The organism is Geobacter sp. DSM 9736, from assembly GCF_900187405.1.
Taxonomy (GTDB): domain Bacteria; phylum Desulfobacterota; class Desulfuromonadia; order Geobacterales; family Geobacteraceae; genus DSM-9736.
Genome location: NZ_LT896716.1, coordinates 1,189,709 through 1,211,657 on the forward strand (window position 1 = coordinate 1,189,709; position 21,949 = coordinate 1,211,657).

20 protein-coding genes are annotated in these 21,949 nt (G+C 50.2%); 7 read left to right on the top strand and 13 right to left on the bottom strand.

Annotated features, from left to right (window positions below; translation table 11 throughout):
* A complete protein-coding gene (nadC, locus tag CFB04_RS05645) occupies window positions 1-828 on the bottom strand; it encodes a carboxylating nicotinate-nucleotide diphosphorylase (protein ID WP_088534365.1) in 828 nt (275 codons plus the stop codon).
* 816 nt (window positions 829-1,644) lie between these two features.
* Here nadC and CFB04_RS18505 point away from each other — a divergent pair.
* Both CFB04_RS18505 and CFB04_RS05655 read left to right on the top strand, forming a co-directional pair.
* Window positions 1,645-2,379: a GGDEF domain-containing protein gene (locus CFB04_RS18505; RefSeq protein ID WP_369833235.1), complete on the top strand. Its 735-nt coding sequence runs from the start codon at window positions 1,645-1,647 to the stop codon at window positions 2,377-2,379.
* A complete protein-coding gene (locus CFB04_RS05655; protein WP_088534367.1) occupies window positions 2,367-2,849 on the top strand; it encodes a tetratricopeptide repeat protein in 483 nt (160 codons plus the stop codon). Before CFB04_RS18505 ends, CFB04_RS05655 begins: the two co-directional genes overlap by 13 nt.
* Here the strand turns inward: CFB04_RS05655 and CFB04_RS05660 are convergent, their stop codons facing one another.
* On the bottom strand, window positions 2,850-3,374 hold the full coding sequence (locus tag CFB04_RS05660; protein WP_088534368.1) for a DUF4124 domain-containing protein: 525 nt from the start codon (window positions 3,372-3,374) through the stop codon (window positions 2,850-2,852).
* Between the two features lie 123 nt (window positions 3,375-3,497).
* Between CFB04_RS05660 and CFB04_RS05665 the strand changes: the two genes are divergently transcribed.
* Window positions 3,498-4,520: a cytochrome c3 family protein gene (locus CFB04_RS05665; protein WP_088534369.1), complete on the top strand. Its 1,023-nt coding sequence runs from the start codon at window positions 3,498-3,500 to the stop codon at window positions 4,518-4,520.
* A 194-nt stretch (window positions 4,521-4,714) separates the two neighbouring features.
* Here CFB04_RS05665 and flgM read toward each other — a convergent pair whose 3' ends face one another.
* The 7 genes from flgM to miaB all read right to left on the bottom strand — a co-directional run bounded on the left by flgM (window position 4,715) and on the right by miaB (window position 11,876).
* Window positions 4,715-5,023 (bottom strand): flagellar biosynthesis anti-sigma factor FlgM, encoded by a 309-nt coding sequence (flgM, locus tag CFB04_RS05670; RefSeq protein ID WP_088534370.1) that lies wholly within the window; start codon window positions 5,021-5,023, stop codon window positions 4,715-4,717.
* 87 nt (window positions 5,024-5,110) lie between these two features.
* Window positions 5,111-5,755 carry an HAD-IIIA family hydrolase gene (locus CFB04_RS05675; RefSeq protein ID WP_088534371.1) on the bottom strand — a complete coding sequence of 215 codons (645 nt, stop codon included), beginning with the start codon at window positions 5,753-5,755 and terminating at the stop codon, window positions 5,111-5,113.
* 3 nt (window positions 5,756-5,758) lie between these two features.
* A complete protein-coding gene (gene guaA, locus CFB04_RS05680; RefSeq protein WP_088534372.1) occupies window positions 5,759-7,309 on the bottom strand; it encodes a glutamine-hydrolyzing GMP synthase in 1,551 nt (516 codons plus the stop codon).
* 11 nt (window positions 7,310-7,320) lie between these two features.
* Complete coding sequence (gene guaB / locus CFB04_RS05685) at window positions 7,321-8,793, bottom strand: IMP dehydrogenase (RefSeq protein WP_088534373.1); 1,473 nt, start codon at window positions 8,791-8,793, stop codon at window positions 7,321-7,323.
* 141 nt (window positions 8,794-8,934) lie between these two features.
* The gene (locus CFB04_RS05690; protein ID WP_088534374.1) at window positions 8,935-10,005 is read right to left on the bottom strand and encodes a M42 family metallopeptidase; all 1,071 of its coding nucleotides are present in this window, start codon (window positions 10,003-10,005) and stop codon (window positions 8,935-8,937) included.
* 13 nt (window positions 10,006-10,018) lie between these two features.
* Window positions 10,019-10,516: a bifunctional nuclease domain-containing protein gene (locus CFB04_RS05695; RefSeq protein WP_088534375.1), complete on the bottom strand. Its 498-nt coding sequence runs from the start codon at window positions 10,514-10,516 to the stop codon at window positions 10,019-10,021.
* Between the two features lie 34 nt (window positions 10,517-10,550).
* Window positions 10,551-11,876 carry a tRNA (N6-isopentenyl adenosine(37)-C2)-methylthiotransferase MiaB gene (gene miaB, locus CFB04_RS05700; protein WP_088534376.1) on the bottom strand — a complete coding sequence of 442 codons (1,326 nt, stop codon included), beginning with the start codon at window positions 11,874-11,876 and terminating at the stop codon, window positions 10,551-10,553.
* Window positions 11,877-12,006: 130 nt separating this feature from the next.
* On the opposite strand from miaB, the gene CFB04_RS05705 reads away from it, so the two are divergent.
* A complete protein-coding gene (locus CFB04_RS05705) occupies window positions 12,007-12,588 on the top strand; it encodes an HD domain-containing protein (RefSeq protein ID WP_088534377.1) in 582 nt (193 codons plus the stop codon).
* Between the two features lie 53 nt (window positions 12,589-12,641).
* Here the strand turns inward: CFB04_RS05705 and hisG are convergent, their stop codons facing one another.
* Both hisG and hisI read right to left on the bottom strand, forming a co-directional pair.
* Window positions 12,642-13,517, bottom strand: a complete 876-nt coding sequence (gene hisG / locus CFB04_RS05710) for an ATP phosphoribosyltransferase (protein WP_088534378.1) — start codon at window positions 13,515-13,517, stop codon at window positions 12,642-12,644.
* A 20-nt stretch (window positions 13,518-13,537) separates the two neighbouring features.
* Window positions 13,538-13,912 (bottom strand): phosphoribosyl-AMP cyclohydrolase, encoded by a 375-nt coding sequence (gene hisI, locus CFB04_RS05715; protein ID WP_088534379.1) that lies wholly within the window; start codon window positions 13,910-13,912, stop codon window positions 13,538-13,540.
* A gap of 286 nt (window positions 13,913-14,198) precedes the next feature.
* On the opposite strand from hisI, the gene CFB04_RS17835 reads away from it, so the two are divergent.
* The gene (locus CFB04_RS17835; protein ID WP_157698728.1) at window positions 14,199-16,868 is read left to right on the top strand and encodes a 6-bladed beta-propeller; all 2,670 of its coding nucleotides are present in this window, start codon (window positions 14,199-14,201) and stop codon (window positions 16,866-16,868) included.
* A 69-nt stretch (window positions 16,869-16,937) separates the two neighbouring features.
* Here CFB04_RS17835 and CFB04_RS05725 read toward each other — a convergent pair whose 3' ends face one another.
* Window positions 16,938-17,783 carry a hypothetical protein gene (locus CFB04_RS05725; RefSeq protein WP_157698729.1) on the bottom strand — a complete coding sequence of 282 codons (846 nt, stop codon included), beginning with the start codon at window positions 17,781-17,783 and terminating at the stop codon, window positions 16,938-16,940.
* Between the two features lie 115 nt (window positions 17,784-17,898).
* A complete protein-coding gene (locus CFB04_RS05735; protein WP_157698730.1) occupies window positions 17,899-18,213 on the bottom strand; it encodes a hypothetical protein in 315 nt (104 codons plus the stop codon).
* 495 nt (window positions 18,214-18,708) lie between these two features.
* Here CFB04_RS05735 and CFB04_RS05740 point away from each other — a divergent pair, with 495 nt between their 5' ends.
* Together CFB04_RS05740 and CFB04_RS05745 are read left to right on the top strand one after the other, a co-directional pair.
* On the top strand, window positions 18,709-21,414 hold the full coding sequence (locus CFB04_RS05740) for a cation-translocating P-type ATPase (protein WP_088534384.1): 2,706 nt from the start codon (window positions 18,709-18,711) through the stop codon (window positions 21,412-21,414).
* The gene (locus tag CFB04_RS05745; protein ID WP_088534385.1) at window positions 21,411-21,914 is read left to right on the top strand and encodes a hypothetical protein; all 504 of its coding nucleotides are present in this window, start codon (window positions 21,411-21,413) and stop codon (window positions 21,912-21,914) included. The genes CFB04_RS05740 and CFB04_RS05745 overlap by 4 nt, the downstream gene beginning before the upstream one ends.
* Window positions 21,915-21,949: the final 35 nt, after the last annotated feature.

The following is a 21,949-nucleotide window of genomic DNA, read 5'->3' on the forward strand; positions in this document are numbered from 1 at the left end:
TTAACCCTTTAGCAACATTGATATGTCCATTGCGCGAGCGGAATGAGTTATCGCCCCTACCGATATGATATCAACCCCCGTCGCCGCTATCGTCGCAACGGTCTCAAGACTTACGCCGCCAGAAGCTTCCACAAGTGCCTTTCCACTGATGATTCCGACGGCTTCCCGCATCATATCAGTGGTCATGTTGTCCAGCATAATAATGTCGGCACCGGCTTCAACAGCCTCAGCGACTTGCGCCAGAGATTCGGTTTCAATCTCGATCTTCATGGTGTGAGGTATGTACGCTCTGGCACGCCTGATGGCTTCAGTTATACCGCCCGCCGCCGCAATATGGTTCTCTTTGATGAGTACGCCATCGTAGAGGCCGGTACGATGATTTATCCCACCACCGACTCTGACCGAGTACTTCTCCAGCATTCTTAGTCCGGGAGTCGTTTTTCGGGTATCCACGATCCGGGCCTTTGTACCTTTGACAGCTTCCACATAACGGGAGGTTAGGGTTGCTATGCCGCACATTCTCTGAAGAAGGTTAAGCGCAACCCGTTCACCCTGAAGGAGAAGTCCTGCATCTCCATCAAGATCGGCCAGGACATCCTGAGGTTTCACCCTTGCTCCGTCCGAAAAATGAGGGGTAAAGCGAATGGATGTACTAAGAAGATGAAAAACTCTTGCCGCCACATCGATGCCCGCGACGAGCATTTCCTCTTTTGCCTTAAGAACAGCTCCCCGTTCCCCACTCGCACCGACCACCGCCAGCGTCGTAATATCCCCGGTATGGATATCTTCCAGCAAAGCATTTTCTATTATTCTGTCTAGACCGATCATGATCTCCCCTCGAATGCCCGTTTATATCACAGCTTACGTACTCCCGCAACCACAATGGGTTTTCACGCAGTCATTGCCTCCGGCAGCCTGTTCATGCCCTTCCGGCTTATAGCCCATCCCACCACTCCGCAGGACCGGAATAAAGAATACCAACCTGAACAGACCGCTACTTCTGTTGACTTATCCCCCCCCGTGCAATACAATGCCGCAACTAAATAACTCAACTAGAAAAATATCATGTTACGTCTACAGTTTACCCTGGTTCAGAAGCTGATCGCCAGTTATGCCGCGATAGCGTTCTTTACCCTTGCAGCCCTGCTCTTCTCCATTACCGGCCTTTATTCCATTAACAAAACGGCACGGGATATCGCCCATCACGACCTCGTCGTGATAAGCTCAGCCCAGAAACTGCGCGAGTCGCTTCTCGCACAGGAACGTGCTGCAGGCAGATATGGCATCCTGAAGAGCCCTGAGTTCATAGAGCTCTTCCGGCAGCGTCAAAGCGAGTTTCTCGAAACCGTCAGTGTCCTGGGCACGCGCAGCAAAGATCCTGAAGTGCTAAAACTTGTGGCCTCTTACGAAAAATATCAGCATGTCATCGATGGCCTGTTCTCCGGCGCTGATGACCAGAGAGAAGTTCAGAAAGTTCTCACAGGTCAGCTCCTCAAGAGCATAGACAAGATATCTCTGAATGGACAACGGCAGCTCGATGTCAAACTTAAGAATGCAGAGAACAGGGAACGCTCTACTATACAAGCCACACTCTTTCTATCCTTTTCCGGATTTCTGCTGGCTGCTGGGGTAGCAGCCTACGCTGTGTACACCATATCAAGATCTATCAGGAAGCTTAAGCGTGCCACTCATCGCATAGCCGAAGGCGATTTCGACTACGATCCCCAAATTCCCCCAGGAGATGAAGTAGGAGATCTTGCACGGGATTTCACCTCCATGGCGGCTCGTCTCAAGGTTCTCGAGCAGATGAGCCTGGACGCGAGCCCTTTAACCCGGCTCCCGGGGAATATAGCCATCGAACGCGTACTTAGCAAGCGTCTGGCAAGCAATGAGCTATTTGCAGTCTGCTACGTTGATCTTGATAACTTCAAGGCATACAATGATCGTTACGGCTACATAAAAGCCAGCGAAGTAATAAAAATGACGGCAGAAATAGTTTATGAAGCTGTTGGAGCACTTAACGAGGAAGATTCATTTGTCGGTCATGTAGGTGGAGACGACTTCATCATTGTGGTCTCCTCGGATAATGCAGCCCCTGTTTGCGAGAATGTCATCAGCACCTTCGACCGGGAAATCCGCGGACACTATAGCGCGGAAGACCTCGCAAAAGGAGCAATAGAAGGAGCTGACCGATATGGCGTCCATAGAATATTTCCTATAATGACGATATCCATTGCAGCAATAATTTGCCAGAAGGGCCTTTATGATTCCGCAGTCGATATTGCGAAAAATGCAGCGGACATGAAAGAGTTTCTGAAGGCAAAGCCGGGCAGCAACTACTACATCAACAGGCGTACCCATCAAAGATGCGAACACTGACAGCTGTCATTATCATCTCAATGCTCTCCGGATGCGCCCAGATCCCGACATGGATGCACCTGAACTCTTCCCCCTATGAACAACGCAAAAGGCTTTCCCAGGCGGTAGAGCTAGTGAAGGAAGGAAATAATGCCTCCGCCTCCCGCCTTCTTGCATCAATCTGCCGCGAACCAGGCGTTCCCGGGATAACGGATGAAGCCCTTTTTCGCCTGGCTCTTCTTTCCCTTCGTGGAGGGGACAGAGAAAATGCATCTAACATGCTGGAAAGGCTGGGAAGGGAATATCCCCGCAGTATTTGGACCAGGACAGCGAATCCTATTGTTGAGTTGCTTGCACAGCACGACGACCTCAGGAACCAGAACCGCACCCTAAAAAACACGAATCAGGCGCTTACACGGGAAAACAAGGAGCTCCTCCAGAGCATTGAGCGCCTGAAACATCTGGATCTGGAACTGGAACTGAAGAAATAACTATTGACGCCACCCCGGCGGCACCCCTCCCCTGTCGGCATCCTGCTCCAAGGCCTCTAGTTTTTTTTTCAGCTCCTTTATCCTCACCTCATCCTTCTCGATCTTCTCTTTGAGTGCATTATATGCTCCCCGGTCTGATGGCTTCTGGTAAAGTGTCCGCCTGCGGTTGATTTCAAGAAGGCGTTGTCGCTCCTCAGGCAACCGATCCTCTATTAGCGAGATCTCACTGCGCAACCCTTCGAAAGAACTTCGCCACCATGATTCATCACGCCCTCCTGGCTGAAAGCGTCCACCATCTGCAGGTGACGCAGAATCGACTGCAAAGGATGCATCATCATTTATTATCATTATGTTCGGTTGCTCTGACACATTCCTTTTACGAACATTTTTGCGGTATTTCTGAGGGACCTTGTCAAGAGTGTCTGTAAATCCAACCGACCCCCTGTCGTCTGTCCATTCATATACCTCTGCCAGAGCCTGCGATGAGAGTATGCAGACTGCGACAACGATAGCGATGAGTTTCATTCCAGCCTCCCCTTTCACATACAAACGCCCGCTGAGTGCGGCTTCATAGTTTTAATTTAATTTGACGCCCTCTTCTCTGCTTGTGTATAGTGTGACGGATTTATCTTACGCTCAGGAGTGCTTATGAAGCCCAGATTCATGATCGTCGTTACCCTGCTGGCAGCAGCTTTAGCCTCGATCTCCCATGCCAAGGAAACTAAAAACATCGAGTATCGTTTTGCAAGCGCCGATCCGGTTGTTTTCAGCCACGACCTGCACCTCAAGAAATATAACAACAACTGCAGGATTTGCCACAACGCCCTGTTCGATCTACGCAATCGTCGGCACTTCACCATGGCGGAAATGGAAAAAACCAAGTCATGCGGCGCCTGTCACACAGGTATCAAGGCCTTCAGTGTTTCCGATGACAGACACTGCACTAAATGCCACAAGGGGAAACCCCGTGCAGTAACCTATCGTGTCAAGGGAGCCACAGAAGCTGTTTTCAGCCATCAAGCTCACATCACCGCCACTGGCGGCAAGTGCAAAAGCTGCCACAACGGCAAAATCCTTACCGGGAAAGACCGGGGGGTGACAATGGCTCAGATGGAAAAAGGACGCACGTGCGGTGCGTGCCATAACGGCAAAACAGCTTTTACAGTTGCCGGCAACTGCGGTAACTGCCATAACGGAATGAAACCGAAAGAGATTGTTTTCAAGGCGAAAGGTATCACCAAGGCTACGTTCAGCCATGACTTGCATCTTGGAATGTACGCATGCAAAGATTGCCATACCGGTATCTTTCCATACAAAGCCGGCGCAAAGCATTTTTCCATGGCCGACATGGCCAAAGGAAAGTCATGTGGATCATGCCACAATGGTAACGATGCCTTTACATCTAACGGTGACTGCGACAAGTGTCACAAAAACTTCAAACCACGCGACATCACCTACAAGACTGACATGGGAGAAGCTAAATTCAGCCATGATGTGCACCTCAGCATGTTCAAGTGCGTCGACTGTCACACAAAACGTTTCCCTTACCGGTCGGGAGTCAAGCATTTCACGATGGGAGACATGGAAAACGGTCAATCATGCGGTGGCTGTCATGACGGCAAGGATGCCTTCACAGTCAAGGATAACTGTAACAAGTGCCATAAAATCTAATTGGCCACAATACATCCTCCGACGGCCCTGTCTCTCGACAGGGTCGTTTTTATATGGTTGGTTTAGAAGCTGCTCTTAACCAGCATATAACACCTGCGGCGACTTGAACCAGTCATTCAGCAAAAAAAATCCCCGCTTCTTTGGCGGGGACTTGTTCACATCGGCGATCCAGCGACTATTTGGCAGTTACTTGCCTACCCGGTGTACCCATTCTTCAATGCGCTTATCATTTTAGCAGCCACGTCCTTGCTATCTACCTGATACCTCCCGGACTCGACCGCCACTTTCAGCTCCTTGACCCGATCAGGGCGAGAATCCGGAATCTCCTTCAACGATTCACTTGCCTTGTTGACTCGCTCAACCGATGGAGAAAGGGTAACATTGTCTCCTCGTACAAGGGACGCTTCAGCAGGCTTTACGGCCTGATTTGCAGCCTGCTCCTCTACCTTCTCATTCCTGAAGGGATTGACGGCTACCTGCTGTGTGCTTTCTTCGATTTTCATCGGTATATCCTCCGCGCAGTATTTCGTTAAGTTTTCATATCGGCAAGGAAGACTAATAACTTTAGAAAAAAAGCTTATATCTGTTTTTTATCTGAAACACGGCAACTGCAGCAAGGCGGGAAGATCATTGATGATGAAGTCAGCCTGTTTTAGTTCCTCAGGTTGACCATAGCCGAAGCGGCAACCAACTGTTGCAACCCCGGCAGCTTTTCCGGCTACCATGTCATTGATGCTATCCCCTATCATTACCGCATTAGAAGGTGGTATTGAAAGGTCTTGCAGAACTTTGACAATAGGGTCAGGAGAAGGCTTTCTGGTTGGTAGGGAATCTCCTCCAAGGATAACGTAAAAATACTCGTCAATCTTTAAAAGAGAGAGTAGTTTTCGGCAGAGGTGCTCGACCTTGTTCGACACCAAAGCAATTGTTGCACCCTGATCCTTTAGTTCTCCGAGCGTCTCAAGTACACCCGGGTAAAGCCTGGACCGCTCCACAAGATGCTTTTCGTTGTAGGATAGGAAAAGATTCAGGCAGTGATCTACTTCAGAAGCATCTGCATCATGTAGCGCATGCTCCACAAGGTACCTAGCCCCTTGTCCCACGAGCTTCCTGACGTCTCCCATTCCAAGTGCTTTACGCCCTGTCATCATCATGAAGTGATTTACGGCATCGGTTAGGTCGGGAAGCGAATCGACAAGGGTACCGTCCAGATCGAAGATAACCAGCTTTGTCAAGCTCTATTCCCACTCGATTGTAGCTGGAGGTTTCTGGCTGATATCATAAACTACCCGATTCACTCCTTTAACCTCATTGATAATCCGGGAAGATATACTTCCCAGGATATCATAGGGAAGCTTGACCCAGTCCGCAGTCATCCCGTCGAGAGAATTGACAGCCCTCAGTGCGACCGTGTAATCATAAGTGCGTGCATCCCCCATTACACCAACCGTACGAACAGGAAGAATTACCGCGAATGATTGCCATATCTCCCGGTACAGCCCTGCCTTCCGAATCTCTTCAAGAACGATCGCATCCGCTTCTCGAAGAATATCCAGTTTTTCCTTGGATATCTCGCCAATGCAGCGGATGGCGAGTCCCGGCCCCGGGAAAGGCTGCCTGTAAATAACCTCATCCGGCATCCCTAGTTCCTTCCCGAGCAGACGCACCTCATCTTTAAAAAGCTCGCGCACCGGTTCAAGGAGCTTCAAGTTCATCTTTTCCGGCAGCCCCCCTACATTATGGTGACTTTTGATCACAGCCGAGGGACCTTTTGTGGATACGGATTCGATCACATCAGGGTAAAGCGTACCCTGCGCCAAATAATCCACATGACCAAGCTTTTTAGCTTCCTCTTCGAAGAGAAAAATGAACTCATTACCGATAATTTTTCTTTTCTGCTCAGGATCTGTTATCCCCTCCAGCTTCTCAAGGAAGCGGTCAGAAGCATCTACATAGGCAAGATTAATGTGGAAGTGGCTTCTGAAAAGACTTACGACTTTGTCAGCCTCCCCCTTTCTGAGCAAACCATTGTTAACGAACACGCAATGCAGTTGATCCCCTATTGCCTTGTGAATCAACACGGCGACTACCGATGAATCGACCCCCCCCGACAAGGCACAAAGAACTTTGCCGTTGCCTACCTTGCGGCGGATATCCTGGATTTCCGTTTCAATGAAGTTGGCCATGGTCCAGACGGGGCGGCAGTCACAGATGGCAGAGATGAAATTACCGAGAATCTCTTCACCGCGTGGAGTATGCACTACCTCAGGGTGAAACTGAACGCCAAAGAAGCGTCGCTGCTCATCCTTCATTGCGGCCACCGGGCAGTGGTCAGTGTGAGAGATAACCTGGAAGCCACTGGGCAAGCTTTCGATGCGGTCCCCGTGAGACATCCATACTTCAGCTTTTCCTTCAAAACCAACAAATAAATCCTTAGAATCGTCCACAGTCATGAGGGACCGGCCATACTCCCGCTTTTTCGACCGCTCGACTTTCCCTCCCAACTGGTGAGTCATGAGCTGCATGCCGTAGCAGATTCCCAGAACCGGAACATTAAGATCGAATATCCGGACATCGGAATGGGGAGCATCCTCGTCATAGACACTGGAAGGACCACCGGAAAGGATAATTCCTTTCGGCTGGAATTCCTGTATCCGCGAAAATGGCAGGTTGTAGGGATGAATTTCACAATAGACGCTTTGTTCCCTCACGCGGCGAGCAATCAGCTGAGTCACCTGAGAGCCAAAATCTAATATGAGTATTTTTTCACTATGAATATCAGCCGTCATTATCGTTCCTGTCAGTTGCTACCGACCCGGTAGTTCGGTGCTTCTTTAGTTATAGTAACATCGTGCACATGCGACTCCTTGAGTCCGGCACCGGTTATTCTTATAAAGCGGCCTTTGAGGTGTAGCTCTTTTAAGGTCCGACATCCGGTATATCCCATTCCCGCCCTTAGCCCACCCATGAGTTGGTGGATGCTGGTAGATAGCGGCCCGCGCAACGGCACCATGCCTTCGATGCCTTCGGGAACGAGCTTGACTTCACTCTCGACGTCACTCTGAAAGTAGCGGTCCTTGCTTCCCTCTTTCATGGCACCGATGGATCCCATGCCCCGGTAACTTTTGTACGCCCGCCCCTGATAAAGTATTGTATCCCCAGGGGACTCTTCAGTCCCGGCAAATAAAGAGCCGATCATGATGACGTCTGCACCCGCTGCGACCGCCTTCGTTACGTCGCCTGAATATTTGATTCCACCATCTGCAATAATAGGAACACCATACTCTCTCGCTACACGCGCACACTCTTGAATTGCCGTGATCTGCGGAACGCCGACCCCGGCAACGACGCGTGTAGTACAAATCGAGCCCGGGCCGATCCCAACCTTGATTGCATCCACTCCCGCCTTAATCAAAGCTTCGGCTGCATCAGCGGTGGCAATGTTCCCAGCAATCAATTCAAGCTTAGGGAAGGTCTTCCTCGCCCGGATTATAGCATCAAGCACTCCCTGAGAATGACCATGAGCTGTATCTATAACGACTAAGTCAACCCCTGCCCGCATGAGTGCTTCAATCCGCGACTCCATGTCGGCAGAAGGACCGACCGCACCACCGACACGTAGCCTTCCCAGGCTGTCTTTACAGGCATTGGGATATTTCTTGATCTTTTCAATATCCTTGATGGTGATCAGACCTTTCAGGTTCTTCTCATCATCTACCACCAACAGTTTCTCAACCCTTGTATGCTTCAGGTGCTCCTTTGCTTCATCAAGGGTTGTTCCGACAGGTACGGTTACAAGATTCCTTTTCGTCATCCGCTCGGAAATCGGCAGGTCCATATTCGTTTCAAATCTCAAGTCTCGGTTCGTTAATATACCAACCAATTTTCCGTTAGCCTTGGTAATCGGAACTCCTGAAATACGATACTCCGCCATAATGGCAAGAGCCTCTCTTATCTTCTGGTTCGGGCGCATTGTGATCGGGTCGACGATCATCCCGGACTCGCTCTTTTTTACCTTATCCACCTCCATAGCCTGCGCTTCAATGGAAAGATTCTTGTGGATTATGCCAATTCCGCCCTCGCGGGCCATTGTAATGGCGGTCCTCGCCTCGGTGACGGTGTCCATGGCAGCACTTACGAGAGGTATATTCAGAGTTATATTACGGGAGATGCGAGTGGTGAGGTCGACCTCTTTAGGTAATACCTGGGAGTGGGCAGGTACCAGCAAGACGTCGTCAAATGTAAGTCCTTCCAAAACGTTTTCCTCTAGCATTGCCTTCTCCTTTTACAGTTTTTCGGAAAAGTATTAACCGGGCAAATTAGTACAGGGGGTGGTGCAAGTCAAGTTAAAATGGGCTCAACAAATTGAGGATGAGTACTGCACTAAACCCTTGGCAAGGATAGGGGCATAGCATCAAACAGGAATGAAACTGTTCTCTTTGCTGATTCGGCGAACTGTTGCCACAAGCAAGTTCACCGACTGCTCCAGATCAGAGAGGGAGAGAACCTCCACGGGTGTATGCATGTAGCGAAGAGGTATCTTGACCAGCGCAGTAGCGACTCCACCCCGGGAAATCTGCATTACGTTTGCATCAGTCCCTGTTGCTTTCGGGATGCCGGTAAACTGTACGGGTATTTTTTCGCGCTCGGCGGTTTCCGCCAGAAGCTCAAACAAAGCCGGATTGACATTTGCGCCCCGGGGAATGATCGGCCCCTTTCCTAAGGCCACCTCCCCGTTGTGTTTTTTCTCGACATCCGGCTGGTCCGTACAAAAATCCACCTCCACACAAATCCCTACATGAGGATTTACAGTATAACTACTCGTCGTGCCCCCCCTTAGTCCTACCTCCTCTTGGACAGAGGAGACTCCAAACAGGTCTGACGAAAGTCCTCCTTCCTCGCTGATTCTGCGCAAAACCTCAGCTACAACGAAACTGCCGGCCTTGTCATCAAATCCACGAGCTGTAACACGATCTCCCTCAAGCTCAAGAAGCTCGACGCTGAAGGTAACCGGATCCCCGACACGGACCAGCCCCTCGGCCTCCTTTTTTGAGCCTACTCCGATGTCTATATACTGGCTATCTAGCTTAACTACAGTTTCACGGTCCTTCGCTTCCATAAGATGTATTGGTTTTTTACCGACAACACCAGGAATCGTGCCGTTTCTGCCATGCACCAATACTCGCTGCCCCGGTACAATGTGCGGGTCGACACCACCGATGGCACCGAAATAAAGAAAACCACGGTCCTCTATGTATTTGATCTGGAATCCGATCTCATCTGAATGGCCAACCAGCATCACTCTGGGCAATTCTTCTGTCCCCGTCCCCCTGACAAGACCTATTACATTGCCTAGCACGTCAGTCTTTGCTTCTGCAAAAGGCTCTATATAGGAGCGGAAAACCCGCTGGGCCGGCTGCTCATAGCCAGAAGGGCTCGGAGCGGCTATCAACTGACGAAGGAAGTTCAATGATTCTGCGCGCATTATACCTCCGATGCTACATAGGATATTTACCCATATCTTTTGGATCCAGATTATCTAGAAATTCTACGAATCGACGAGCGTCGCTTTCCGCTCCCCCATTGCCCAGTGAGTCAAGAGATGCTTGCGTCAGTACAGTATAGTCAACAAGAATTGGCAGCCGGTACTTCAATGAACATAGTACGGCCTCGCTCCCCTTGATCTCGACCGTCACATCATCGGAACCCTCTCTCCTAGATGTGAGGGTCCCGTACAGTATTCCGTCGCAAATGCGTTCAATGGAAATACGGGTGACTGATACTCCGAGCTGTTTCAGCAACACTGCAACAAGATCCTCACGTCCACTATGTGAGATCATTTCCCGACCTATAAGCTCAACAGCAATGGAAACGGCTTCGTTGGAACTGACCCAGATCGGTACCATGTTTTCTTCACGTAAATCCCGTAAAAGCACCGCGAGTTTCTTTGTCAAGGCATCTAGCGCGAATCCATATACATTCATTTCAATAAACATTATAACCTCTTCTGGTGTAACATCAGGTGATGTTTCAGACAGAACAAATTTCACCTAAAAGGGAGTTCTGATAGGCCGCTGTAATCTGCACGTTTACAAGTTTACCTCTGTATGACTCATCCCCTGGAAAGTTGACAATACGGTTGCCTGATGTTCGACCGAACACCTGTCCTTCTTTTTTGCTTCGTCCTTCCACAAGGACTTCCTGAACCGACCCCACATGTCGGGAGTTGCTTTCAAGCGTGTGCAGACGCTGCAGTTCCTGGAGCCGGCTCAGCCGCTCCTGCTTCTCCTTGCGTTTAACGTCATCAGGTAGTCCGGCAGCCTCGGTACCTGGCCGAGCTGAATATATAAACGAGAAAAGGTCTGCATACCTGACCTCTTCCATAAGCGACAGCGTTTCCAGAAAATCTTCTTCCTTTTCTCCAGGAAATCCAACGATCATATCGCCTGTGATCTGAATATCCGGCCTGGCCCGCCTAAGACCATCAATCATTGCAAGATATTGGCGGCGATTGTAGCCACGGTTCATTTTCGTGAGGATCAAGTCACTTCCAGCTTGGGCAGGAAGGTGGATATGGCTGCATAATTTAGGTAGGTTCGCAAAGCAGTTCATCAGCTCAAGAGAAATATCCTTTGGGTGTGAGGTCGTGAATCGAATTCGCTCTATGCCTTCTATGCTGGAGATTTCGTGTAGAAGATTCGGAAAATCGTGCTCATCAGCCTCCTTCAAACCGTACGAATTGACATTCTGCCCAAGCAGAGTCACCTCTTTAACACCCTGGGCCGTCATCAGCCTAATCTCGCGTACTATTTCGGAGGAGCTACGACTTATTTCTCTACCCCTTACATAAGGGACTATGCAATAGGAACAGAAGTTGTCACATCCCTGCATGATGGTTACAAATCTTGAGGGTCCGCCTGACGTGTCACTAAACGGGAACAGGGCGGAACGTGTTTCCCGGTCAAGAAAGTGAACCTCCGCACTTCTCTTGCCCTGTTCGGCGGCATTTACCATATCAGGAAGCAGATGTAGGTTGTGAGTCCCGAACACAAGGTCGAGGTGAGGTACTTTTTCAAGGAGCTTTTCTCCTTCCTGCTGCGCCACACAGCCCCCCACGCCGAGGATCAGGCTTCTGTTCTTCTTTTTCAGACCTTTATATGTTGCGAGATGGTTGTAGACCTTTTCCTCCGCTTTAGCCCTGACGCTACAGGTGTTTAGGATGATGAGATCCGCCCGCGACGAATCCTCCACCGGTTGATATCCGATGCCCTTGAGCAGAGCGATGATCTTATCCGAATCGCTGACGTTCATCTGACAGCCGAATGTTTCTACAAAAACCGACTTTACTCTTTCCAAGTTCCGCTTCTCCGTTCCGTTATAATCCTGTAATTCTTGAATATCCTTAGTTCAGTTGACATCTTCGCTCATGAGCACTAAGCTCACAACACTTATATCGTACGACAAAGAGAAAAAGGGAGCAACCTCGATGGATCCACTCCAGCTCTTGCATAAATATTTTCCGGATCAGAAGGCAAGGACCATAGTTATCACACACAGTCGTCTTGTAGCCGACAAAGCAGTATCAATCGCAAACCGCTTAGGAACGCCTGATATCAGATTTATAGAGGAAGCTGCCATGCTCCACGATATAGGGGTGTCACGCGTGCATGCACCAAGAATTGGCTGTTTCGGACCCAATAACTATATCTGTCACGGAATATTAGGGCGAAGCATCCTGGAGGATGAAGGATTTCCACAACACGCACTGGCCTGCGAGCGACACATAGGCGTTGGTCTCACAGTAGAAGACATCCTGCACCAGCAATTACCTCTCCCCCACAGGGACATGACGCCCGTAACGCTTGCTGAAGAAATAATCAGCTTTGCTGATCTATTTTATTCCAAAAAGCCGAATGAAATATCGAAGGAAAAGTCGGTTATAGAAGTGCGAAAAAATCTGGCCCGCTTTGGCCAGGCAAAGGTCGTAATTTTCGATGCCCTACTAGACAAATTTTCCGCCGGATCAAACACCATAAAACTTGAGCTGGGCAGTTGCCATTTCAGCTGACAACAAAAAGGGGCAGTCAAGACCGCCCCTCATTATTTTATAATCGGTTTGAGTCAAATTATTTTATTAAGCGGGTATTCAATAATACCCTCAGCACCCTGCTTCAACAGTTCCGGAACGATGCCCCTCACTTCCTTCTCGGGGAGGATGCTTTCGATCGAGACCCAGTCCGAGTTGTACAGGTTCGCAACAGTGGGATTTTTAAGACTTGGCAAAATCTTGATGATCTCTTCAACCTTGCTGCCAGGAGCATTCATCTTGAGACCTACCATCCCCTCGGCCTTAAGGGCGGATTTCAGAAGAGTAGCAATCTGCTCGATTTTCCCTCTCTTCCACGGATCTGCCATTGCAGCCCTGTTAGCCACCATTACCGGCACCGACTCCATCATCTCGCACACGATCCGCAACCCGTTTGCTTTTATTGTCGAGCCAGTCTCCGTAACTTCCACGATGGCATCACAAAGCCCATCAACCACTTTTGCTTCAGTTGCCCCCCATGAAAATTCGACTGTTACCGGAATGCCTCTATCAGCAAAGTAGCGTTTCGTGAAACCCACAAGCTCCGTCGAGATGGTGGCTCCATGAAGGTCCTCCGGCTTCTGGACAGGGGAATCCTTCGTTACCACGAGCACCCAACGTGCCGGACGCCTAGACACTTTTGAGTATACCATCTCGCATATTGTCACAACATCCGACTCGTTCTCGGCCACCCAATCTCGGCCAGCAATGCCGACATCTATAGTGCCACGCTCAACATATTTCCCCATCTCCTGGGGACGTATTAGCTTACAATGAATGTCCTCATCGTCTATGGTCGGAAAATAACTGCGGGACGAAATTCCGATGTTCCATCCAGCCTTTTTAAACAGTTCGACAGTTGCCGCTTCAAGGCTACCCTTGGGAATGCCAAAATTCAAAAGAGTCTTCATTTGTTCTCCTGGACAATCTATTACTTGTATACTTGCGCCGGATCGAAAAGAGGATTCGAGTGCTCCACCCATTTTCCATCCTCCCATTTGACATAAAAGCAGCTACGATTCCCCGTGTGGCATGCTGCCGGACCATTTTGTCGAACCTTGATTACAACTGTGTCAGCATCGCAATCCGTAAGCACCTCCTGAACGTCTTGCGTGTTTCCAGACTCCTCCCCCTTCATCCAGTACTTATTTCGACTGCGGCTGAAGAACCACGTCTTGCCGGTTTCAAGGGTAAGGTTGAGAGTTTTCTCATCCATAAAAGCAACCATGAGAACCTCGTTCGTCTCGCAATCCTGGATTACGGCCGGGATAAGCCCCCCCATTTTTTCAAAATCAAGCTTGATCATATAATCATCACTCCTGTGCCGACATTTTTACAGAAGGTTTTTGAATACACTACTGCTTACCAGGTGTCAATAGTGTTGGCCACTGATGATAAGACTTGAACAGGCTGCTCAATGCTAGGACATAGCTGGAAGTGGAAGTATCGAATCTCGCCTCGGAGATCCTCCAGCTATAACGAAAAGAACAGGCATTCTCTAGCAACATGGGTAGAGCAAATTGCAGGATCCTGACACCAAAGATTAAGGCACTAAACATGCACCGGTCCGTGTAACAATCGGGAAGGTCACTATGAGGTGGAGAAGTTTCATTATACACGGTTTTATAGCAGGATGTAGTTTGGTCCTGACCCCTATTAATGTTTGTGCGATACTGCCCCCCCGCATAGCGACACTTCCACCTATAACAGAGGGTTTACGTACTCCTATTCGCCTCGTCCAGACCAACTCTGAAACAGTGTACGTCACTGATCCCCGTAGTGGCGGAATCATCCATATTGACTTAAACGGCAAAGTCATCAAACACATTCCTACGGATCGAATACCCATCGGCATTGCAGTAACTTCGCAAGGAGAATTGCTCGTCACTCAAGAAGACCATGTTGTCATTTTGGACGGCTCAGGAGCCAAGATAGGAGTACTTGGTGCGGCAACGGGACAATTCAAATTGGCTAATGGGATTACACTGGATGATGTTGGCAACATTTATGTTTCCGACAGCCTAGCCAACTGCGTCCAGGTGTTTGATCGAAACGGACGCTACATTTTCAGGTTCGGAGAAAGAGGTTCCGAACCAGGACAACTCTCTTCACCCACAGGAATAACATTCGAAAGAAATTCCAGGCAGATTGCTGTTGCGGATACATTAAATGGAAGAATACAATTTTTTGATCTGGCAGGACTGCACAAAAAAACAATCGGTTCCTACGGGACAGGACCACTTAGGTTCACCTCACCACAAGCAGTCACATTTGAGTACGAGACCCATACCGGATCCCTTACGCGAATGTATGCTGTAGATAGCTTCCAGAGCACAGTACAGGTTATCAATCCATCCGGGTCCGGCACCTTTATCGGCTATGTCGGCAGCTATGGGACCTCCCCAGGAAAGCTTGTCAATCCCTCCGATGTTGCTTTTTCTCAGGCTTCACGGAAACTCATGGTCGTTAATAGTCTAGCTAGCGGAATATCTCAATTCAGGATAGGGATCGACAGTACTGTACGCGAGATACCGCTACATCTAACGATCGACCAAGTACCTACCATTATAACAACACCCTCTCTCACAATTTCCGGGACTGTGACAACTGGTGCCAGACTTTCAGCGTCCGTAACTACTGGTTTGATCCGTTCAATCAAATACCCCACTCCGTCAACTTGGGGTATGGAGGTAGAACTCCTCAGTACCGGAATAAATAAAATAGAAGTTAGGGCGACCAGCGACAATGGAGAACATATTCATGAGTCAATCTCCGTATGCCTCACCACTGCTTTGCCAACAATTACAATAGACCCAATTCCATCTCTTAGTAACAGTCCATACCTGCAACTCACAGGCACTAAAGCTGCCAACGATACTGTCTTGATCTCTACTGACAGCAGTGCGGTAGTGGGCTTAGTAAGCTATCCTAGCGCCACAACCTGGCAAGCAGCTGTCTCTGGTCTTTCTCAAGGAGATAACACATTGACTGCCGTTGCTACCAACGGTTCAGCAATAAGTGCAACAACCACCAAAGTCACTATCGACACGACACCTCCATCTCTCACCGTCTCAACCCTCCCGAATGAAAGTTCCGCTGCTGAACCTTTAATGAATATAACTGGTATCGCTACTGATGAACACCTAGACAAAATATTAGTTAATGCAAATGAGGCTGCGATATATAATTCTATATTTAGCAGCGCATTGATACTTAAAGGCGGAACAAACAATTTAGAAATATCCGCATACGACAAAGCAGGCAACATAACAACTATTAAGCGGGGGATTCGTTTCATTATACCTACTCCCCCCGTTATCGTCACCTCACCAGCTGATAACTCATGGGTGGAAACAGGCGTCATAACCCTCGTGGGAAAGACTGAACCCGGATATGACATAATGGTGAATGACATTGCTGCTACGCTTGACGGCTCACGTTGGGAAGCCACCGTTCCCTTAGGTTCAGGAATGAATACACTTCAGATTACTGCCTCGCAACCTGTTGGGGCAAGTTACAGTCTGAAACGAACTATTTTCAGCGGCCCAGGCCCCGCATTCTCTCTTACAGTTCCTCCTGAAGATACAGCTACAAAAGAAGAGACTGTCTCCTTATCAGGGTCAGTAGAATCAGGCACCAGTCTGAGCTACACCATCAACGGAACCAGCTACCCGCTAACCCAACTTAGTGGCGTATTCAGCCTCACATCCGCCCTACGGCAAGAAGGAGTCTACCCCATAGTAGTGACAGCGATCGATTCCGCCGGTAATCCTTCCACAATAATCCGGACGTTAATAAGAGACGTAACCCCCCCTGCCATAAGCTTGAAGCTGAATACTGATGTATTGACTTCGAAAGTGATCACGGGAGAGGCAGAAACTGGAGCAGTAATCTCCGCCCGTAATGAGAACACGGTAATTGCGTCGACAGTGGCGATCGAAGGAAATTGGGCTTTGGACCTAAATGGATACAATTTCACGAGAGATTCACTGGCCATCATCGCTCGTGATGCCGCGGGAAATGAACGTGTACGTTCCTTATACTCCACCGGTGCAATAGTGAGCGGTGGCGGAGAGCCTGATCTGCGGGATGCAGTAAAGCTTTTTAGAATCGCTTTCGGATATGACCAACCATCGCCGCAAGAACTTGAGACAGGCGACATAGCTCCCCTGAAGAATGGGAAGCCTAGCCCTGACGGCATAATCGATGCCAATGATGTAATACTGGTGTTATGCAGGTTGATAGGCTTGATACAGTGGTAATGGCCAAGAGATATATAAAAAGACAAGCGCGGTTAACCGCGCCTGTCCGTCTGACTCATAGAAACGATGCTAATGCGCTGGCGTCATCCGACGTCGTATCGTGGCACGTGAACCTATTGCTCCTCCTGCCACTCCCAAGGCCAGAGACAAAAGAACGCCGAAAAATAGTCCCCATGAGGCTCGGGCCAAGCTCGAAACAGCAGCCGAAGCAGCCCCTTTTGCCTGCTGCGGCAACTGCTGTGCGGAGCCGAACATCGACAGACCCTGGTCAACCATACCAGTCGCTCTCTCCCGTGAAAACCCCATCTGATTAACCATCACATTGATTGCTCCTTCCCTGTCACCGGCCTGCAGGTTCTTTTGCACCGCCTGCAATGATTCTGGGGTTATATTGCCTCCTTCACCTCCTCCTTTAAGGAGTTTTTCAAGCCCCGCCTGAGCCGAAGGTGAACCCGCTGCACCACCAGCAGTTACAGCTGCACCTCCCGCAGCTGCTTTAAATCCTTGCCCAAGGGCTCCAAAGGCTCCTCCGACGAGAGAACCTATCGACGTGGTGATGAGATAAGCAAACACAAGGGTACTGACCCCCCAAGCTATAAGACCGTGAAAAATACCGTCTGCGAGCCTTGAGAGCCCAGACATCCGTGCGGCAACATACCCTCCTACAAAAGCAGACAATACCATACTAATGCCCGTCCAGATCACTGCAGCAAGCGGTACCGTTCCAACCGGTTCTGCAGCTTCTGGATTGATTGCCGTAAGGCCAGCAGCGACTCCTAGTAATCCTAGCAGGAGGTATGTGGCCATTCCGCTCGCAAGACCCCCAAATATTGCTCCCCAACTGATCCAAGGGAAATACTTTCTCTTACCGCCTGAAATTCCTGATGCTCTTGTTCCCAAAGTTTGAGTTTCCATTTAGCATCCTCCTTTCGGCAACTGCCTGCCATCGGCAGACGCTGCTGGTGACGCTCTTCGGGATGATAAAAAAAAAGATTTCCCGTAACATGAACAGGAAATCCTCCCTTGCAACTTACCAATGCCTGAATGGCAAAAGCGAGATGTAATAGCATGGGTGTTCCCGGCTGGCCGGGGACACCCATTTCAATTTATCAGTAGCTTGAGCTGCTGCCTGAAGAACTGCCACCCATAGAACCGCCTGAAGAACTGCCACCCATGGAACCACCCGTTCCTCCACCCTTGGAGCTGCTTGTATAGCTACCCATAGTACCACTGCTGCCACCAGCTCCGGAACCACTGCTACTATCGGAGCTGCTCCCGTAGGAGGATCCACCTGTCCCTCCCCCCATGCTGCTGCCAGACCCCGTGTCTGAACTGCTGCTTCCATACGATCCACCTGTGCCGGACCCGCTGGAACTACTCGTGCCAGCACCCAACGCCATTCCTGAAAGAGCAGTCAACGCAGCTGCAGTCAAAACGAGACGCTTAACACTATTCATCGTATTCCTCCTCAATTAGCTGTGTTTGAGCCTTTGTCGACTCATGTTTTGAGAAGTATACCATTCGCATTAGATCTTTCAAACCTGAAGTAATTTATAGGCATATTGGAGCAGGCGATACTACTATCATTAAAACCATACATTTTTGAATGCAATCCTGAGGAGCTCTCCATGCTATGAACACAAGCATCCTTCTTAATCCTCTTTTTCAACTTCATCCTCCATGTTCTTCATCACCCAACGGCTCCTTTCTTACCAGGCTAGCAAAGCTTTTGTCATTAGCCCCTTTAATTGCACAACCCTTCATCTACTGGTACTATGTCCCCCAAGTATTTGGCTGCACGAGGCTTTCCGGCTATCTAGAAGGGAGACATTCCTTACCGATGAAGAAAACAATCTGGCACCAGCTTTCCGCTGCAGCGGCACTTGACGAGTTACATTCCGAACAAACCGGCGGCCTCAGCCGAACCGAGGCACAGCAACGCCTGGGGATATATGGAACGAACGAACTTGTCGAACAAGGAAGAAGGAGTCCTCTAAAGATACTGTGGGAGCAAATTTCTGCTACGATGGTAGTGGTCCTACTGGTCGCGGCAGGCATAGCAGGCCTTCTGGGAGACATCAAAAATTCTGTCGCAATTCTTGTGATAGTAGTTCTCTTTGCGGCATTCGGATTCATCCAGGATTTTCGTGCCGAGAAGGCAATTGCCGCCCTCAGGCAGATGGCTGTTCCGACTGTGCGTGTGCTGAGGGACGGCGTACTGCTGGAGCTTTCTTCACGGGAACTCGTTCCCGGTGATATTGTCCAGATCGAAGCTGGCAACCTGATTCCTGCAGACATGCGGCTTCTTGATACATCAAACCTTCAGATTCAGGAGTCTGCGCTTACTGGAGAATCGGAACCGGTATCGAAAGTTATTGATCCCCTCCACGAAGAAAATCCTCCTCTCGGAGATCGACGCAACATGGCATATATGGGAACTGTGGTAACCCGTGGACGCGCCACCGCCCTCGTCACCTCCACAGGGATGCAGACCGAGCTCGGTAAGATTGCCGGGCTCATGCAGCAGAAACCACCTGAACAAACCCCACTCCAGCACCGCCTCGATCGTCTCGGTAAAAATTTAGCGGTAATAGGCATTGCCATAGCAGTGCTTATTTCCGCTCTCGGCCTCGCCCGGGGGGACACTGTTCATCACATGCTTCTTACCGCCGTTTCCATTGCGGTAGCGATCATCCCCGAGGGCCTTCCCGCTGTTGTGACTATCACCCTCGCCTTGGGAGCACAGCGGATGCTCCGGCGTAACGCCCTGATCCGCAAGCTGCCCGCAGTAGAGACCCTTGGCTCCGTTACCGTGATCTGCACCGACAAAACCGGAACCCTCACACAAAACAGGATGACCGTGACAGTGCTTGAAGCGGGTGGCGAACGCCTGGAAATCTCTGACGAGATAGATAATGGATTAACTTCGGAGGCGATCACGGCTTCTCCAGGCTCTTCCTTGGCGCTACTTCTCCTTGGAGGGGCCCTCTGTAACGACGCACGCATCGGAGAATCAAACGGGGACGAGAGGATCATAGGCGACCCGACGGAAGGGGCTCTCATAGTTGCTGCAGCGCGAGGCGGAATTTCTACCGACCTGCTCTCGGAGTTTCCCCGGCTAGCCGAAGTACCCTTCGACTCTGAGCGTAAAAGGATGACCACCGTCCACAAAGCATCCGATGGCTCCAAATGGATGGAGGCTCTTGGTTCTTCCACCCCATGGATCGCCTTTACAAAGGGAAGTGTTGACGGGCTGCTGCACATATCCGACACATTTCTTTGGGAGGGAACTGTAACTTCTCTGGGCGAAGAGCAACGGAAGCGTATAGTTTCCTTAAACGAGCAGCTCGCCGAGCGGGGGATGCGCGTTCTCGGGGTAGCCTGCCTCGTCCTGGACAGCATGCCTGACACCGTGGATTCAGTTCTTGAATCAGGACTCACCTTTATCGGCCTTTTCGGAATGATCGATCCTCCACGGGATGAAGTAAAGGACGCCGTGGCACTGACCCGGAGCGCCGGAATGCGCACGATCATGATAACGGGAGACCACCCTCTTACGGCTGCAGAGATAGCACGCCAGCTTGGCCTGCCGAACCACGACAAAGTCGTTACCGGCATCGACCTTGAGAAAATATTGCCTGAAGACCTCGGACAAGCAGCCTCTGAAGCCGGAGTTTTCGCCCGTGTATCACCGGAACACAAACTGCGCATCGTGGAAGCGCTTCAGCGAGGAGGGCAGATAGTCTCCATGACTGGTGACGGGGTGAACGACGCGCCGGCACTGCGCCAGGCAAACATCGGGGTGGCGATGGGGATCACCGGTACCGACGTCGCAAAAGAGGCCTCTGACCTGGTGCTCCTCGATGATAACTTTGCCACCATTGTGGCCGCCGTTCAGGAAGGACGAACCATATACGATAACATCCGGAAGTTCGTGCGCTTTTCAGTGGCGGGAAACATCGGAAAGGTCCTCGTTATGCTCCTCGCTCCGCTTGCAGACAAGCCAATTCCTCTTCTCCCCCTTCAGCTCCTCTGGCTTAACCTGCTGACTGATGGACTACTAGGTTTAGGAATGGGAGTTGAACCACCCGAAAAAAACATCATGCGCCGCCAACCACATCCTCCCGGCGAGGGCGTGTTCACCAAGGGTGCATGGATAAGAACCGCATGGATCGGCGGATTGATAGGCGGTCTTTCCCTTACGGCAGGGGCCTGGTACTATATGCACGGAGATCCCCGCTGGCAAAGCCTCCTCTTCACATCGCTGGCTTTTGCACAGGTAGGTCAGGCACTTGCAGTGCGCTCTGGTCGTGACTCCCTCTTCACTGCGGGTCTCCTCTCAAACAAGCTTATGCTCGTTATGGCCGTGGTCGTGATTATCCTCCAAATGCTAGTAATATACCTCCCCCCGCTTCAGGCGTTCTTCGTTACCCGCCACCTCGGCTTCCGAGAGATTCTTATCGCAACCGGCATCGGCGTCATCGTGTTTTTCGCTATCGAAGGGGAAAAGATAGTTCGGCGCAAAGCGGCAAAGGACGAAGCATGAAGATTGAAGTGGTAGTGAACGACCTTATGCAGACGGATTATGTATACCTCCGTACGGAACCCCCTGGTAAGAATTTTCATCCGGAGTTCAAGCCCGAACTGTCACCAGGTGAGCTCCTGATGATGGGTGTCTTCGGTGGCAAATACATGACAGACTGCGCTACGGAGTTTCCCGAAGACTGGTATGCTAATGCAAGGCTATGCCATGAACGACACGTGCCGGAACTGAATTTCTTCGGCGTCAACGCCTCAAAACCCCTCTCCTACTGGCGGGCCAAGGGGTGGATCTACCATGAAGATCCGCGGGGATGGTTCCAGTGGTACTGCAGGTACTACATGGGGAGACGCTGTTCGGACGACTTGCGGCAGATCGCCCGGTGGAAGGCCATCTGTCGTCATGTTGCACAAGTTAGGAGAAACTGTCCAGAAGGAATCCTCGCGTGTCGCAGAAAGCAGCGCCAAGCATTGCTCCACTGGGCGTACGACAGCCGAAAGATCTGACCCCATAACCAAACAATAAGGTAACGGCAATTTGC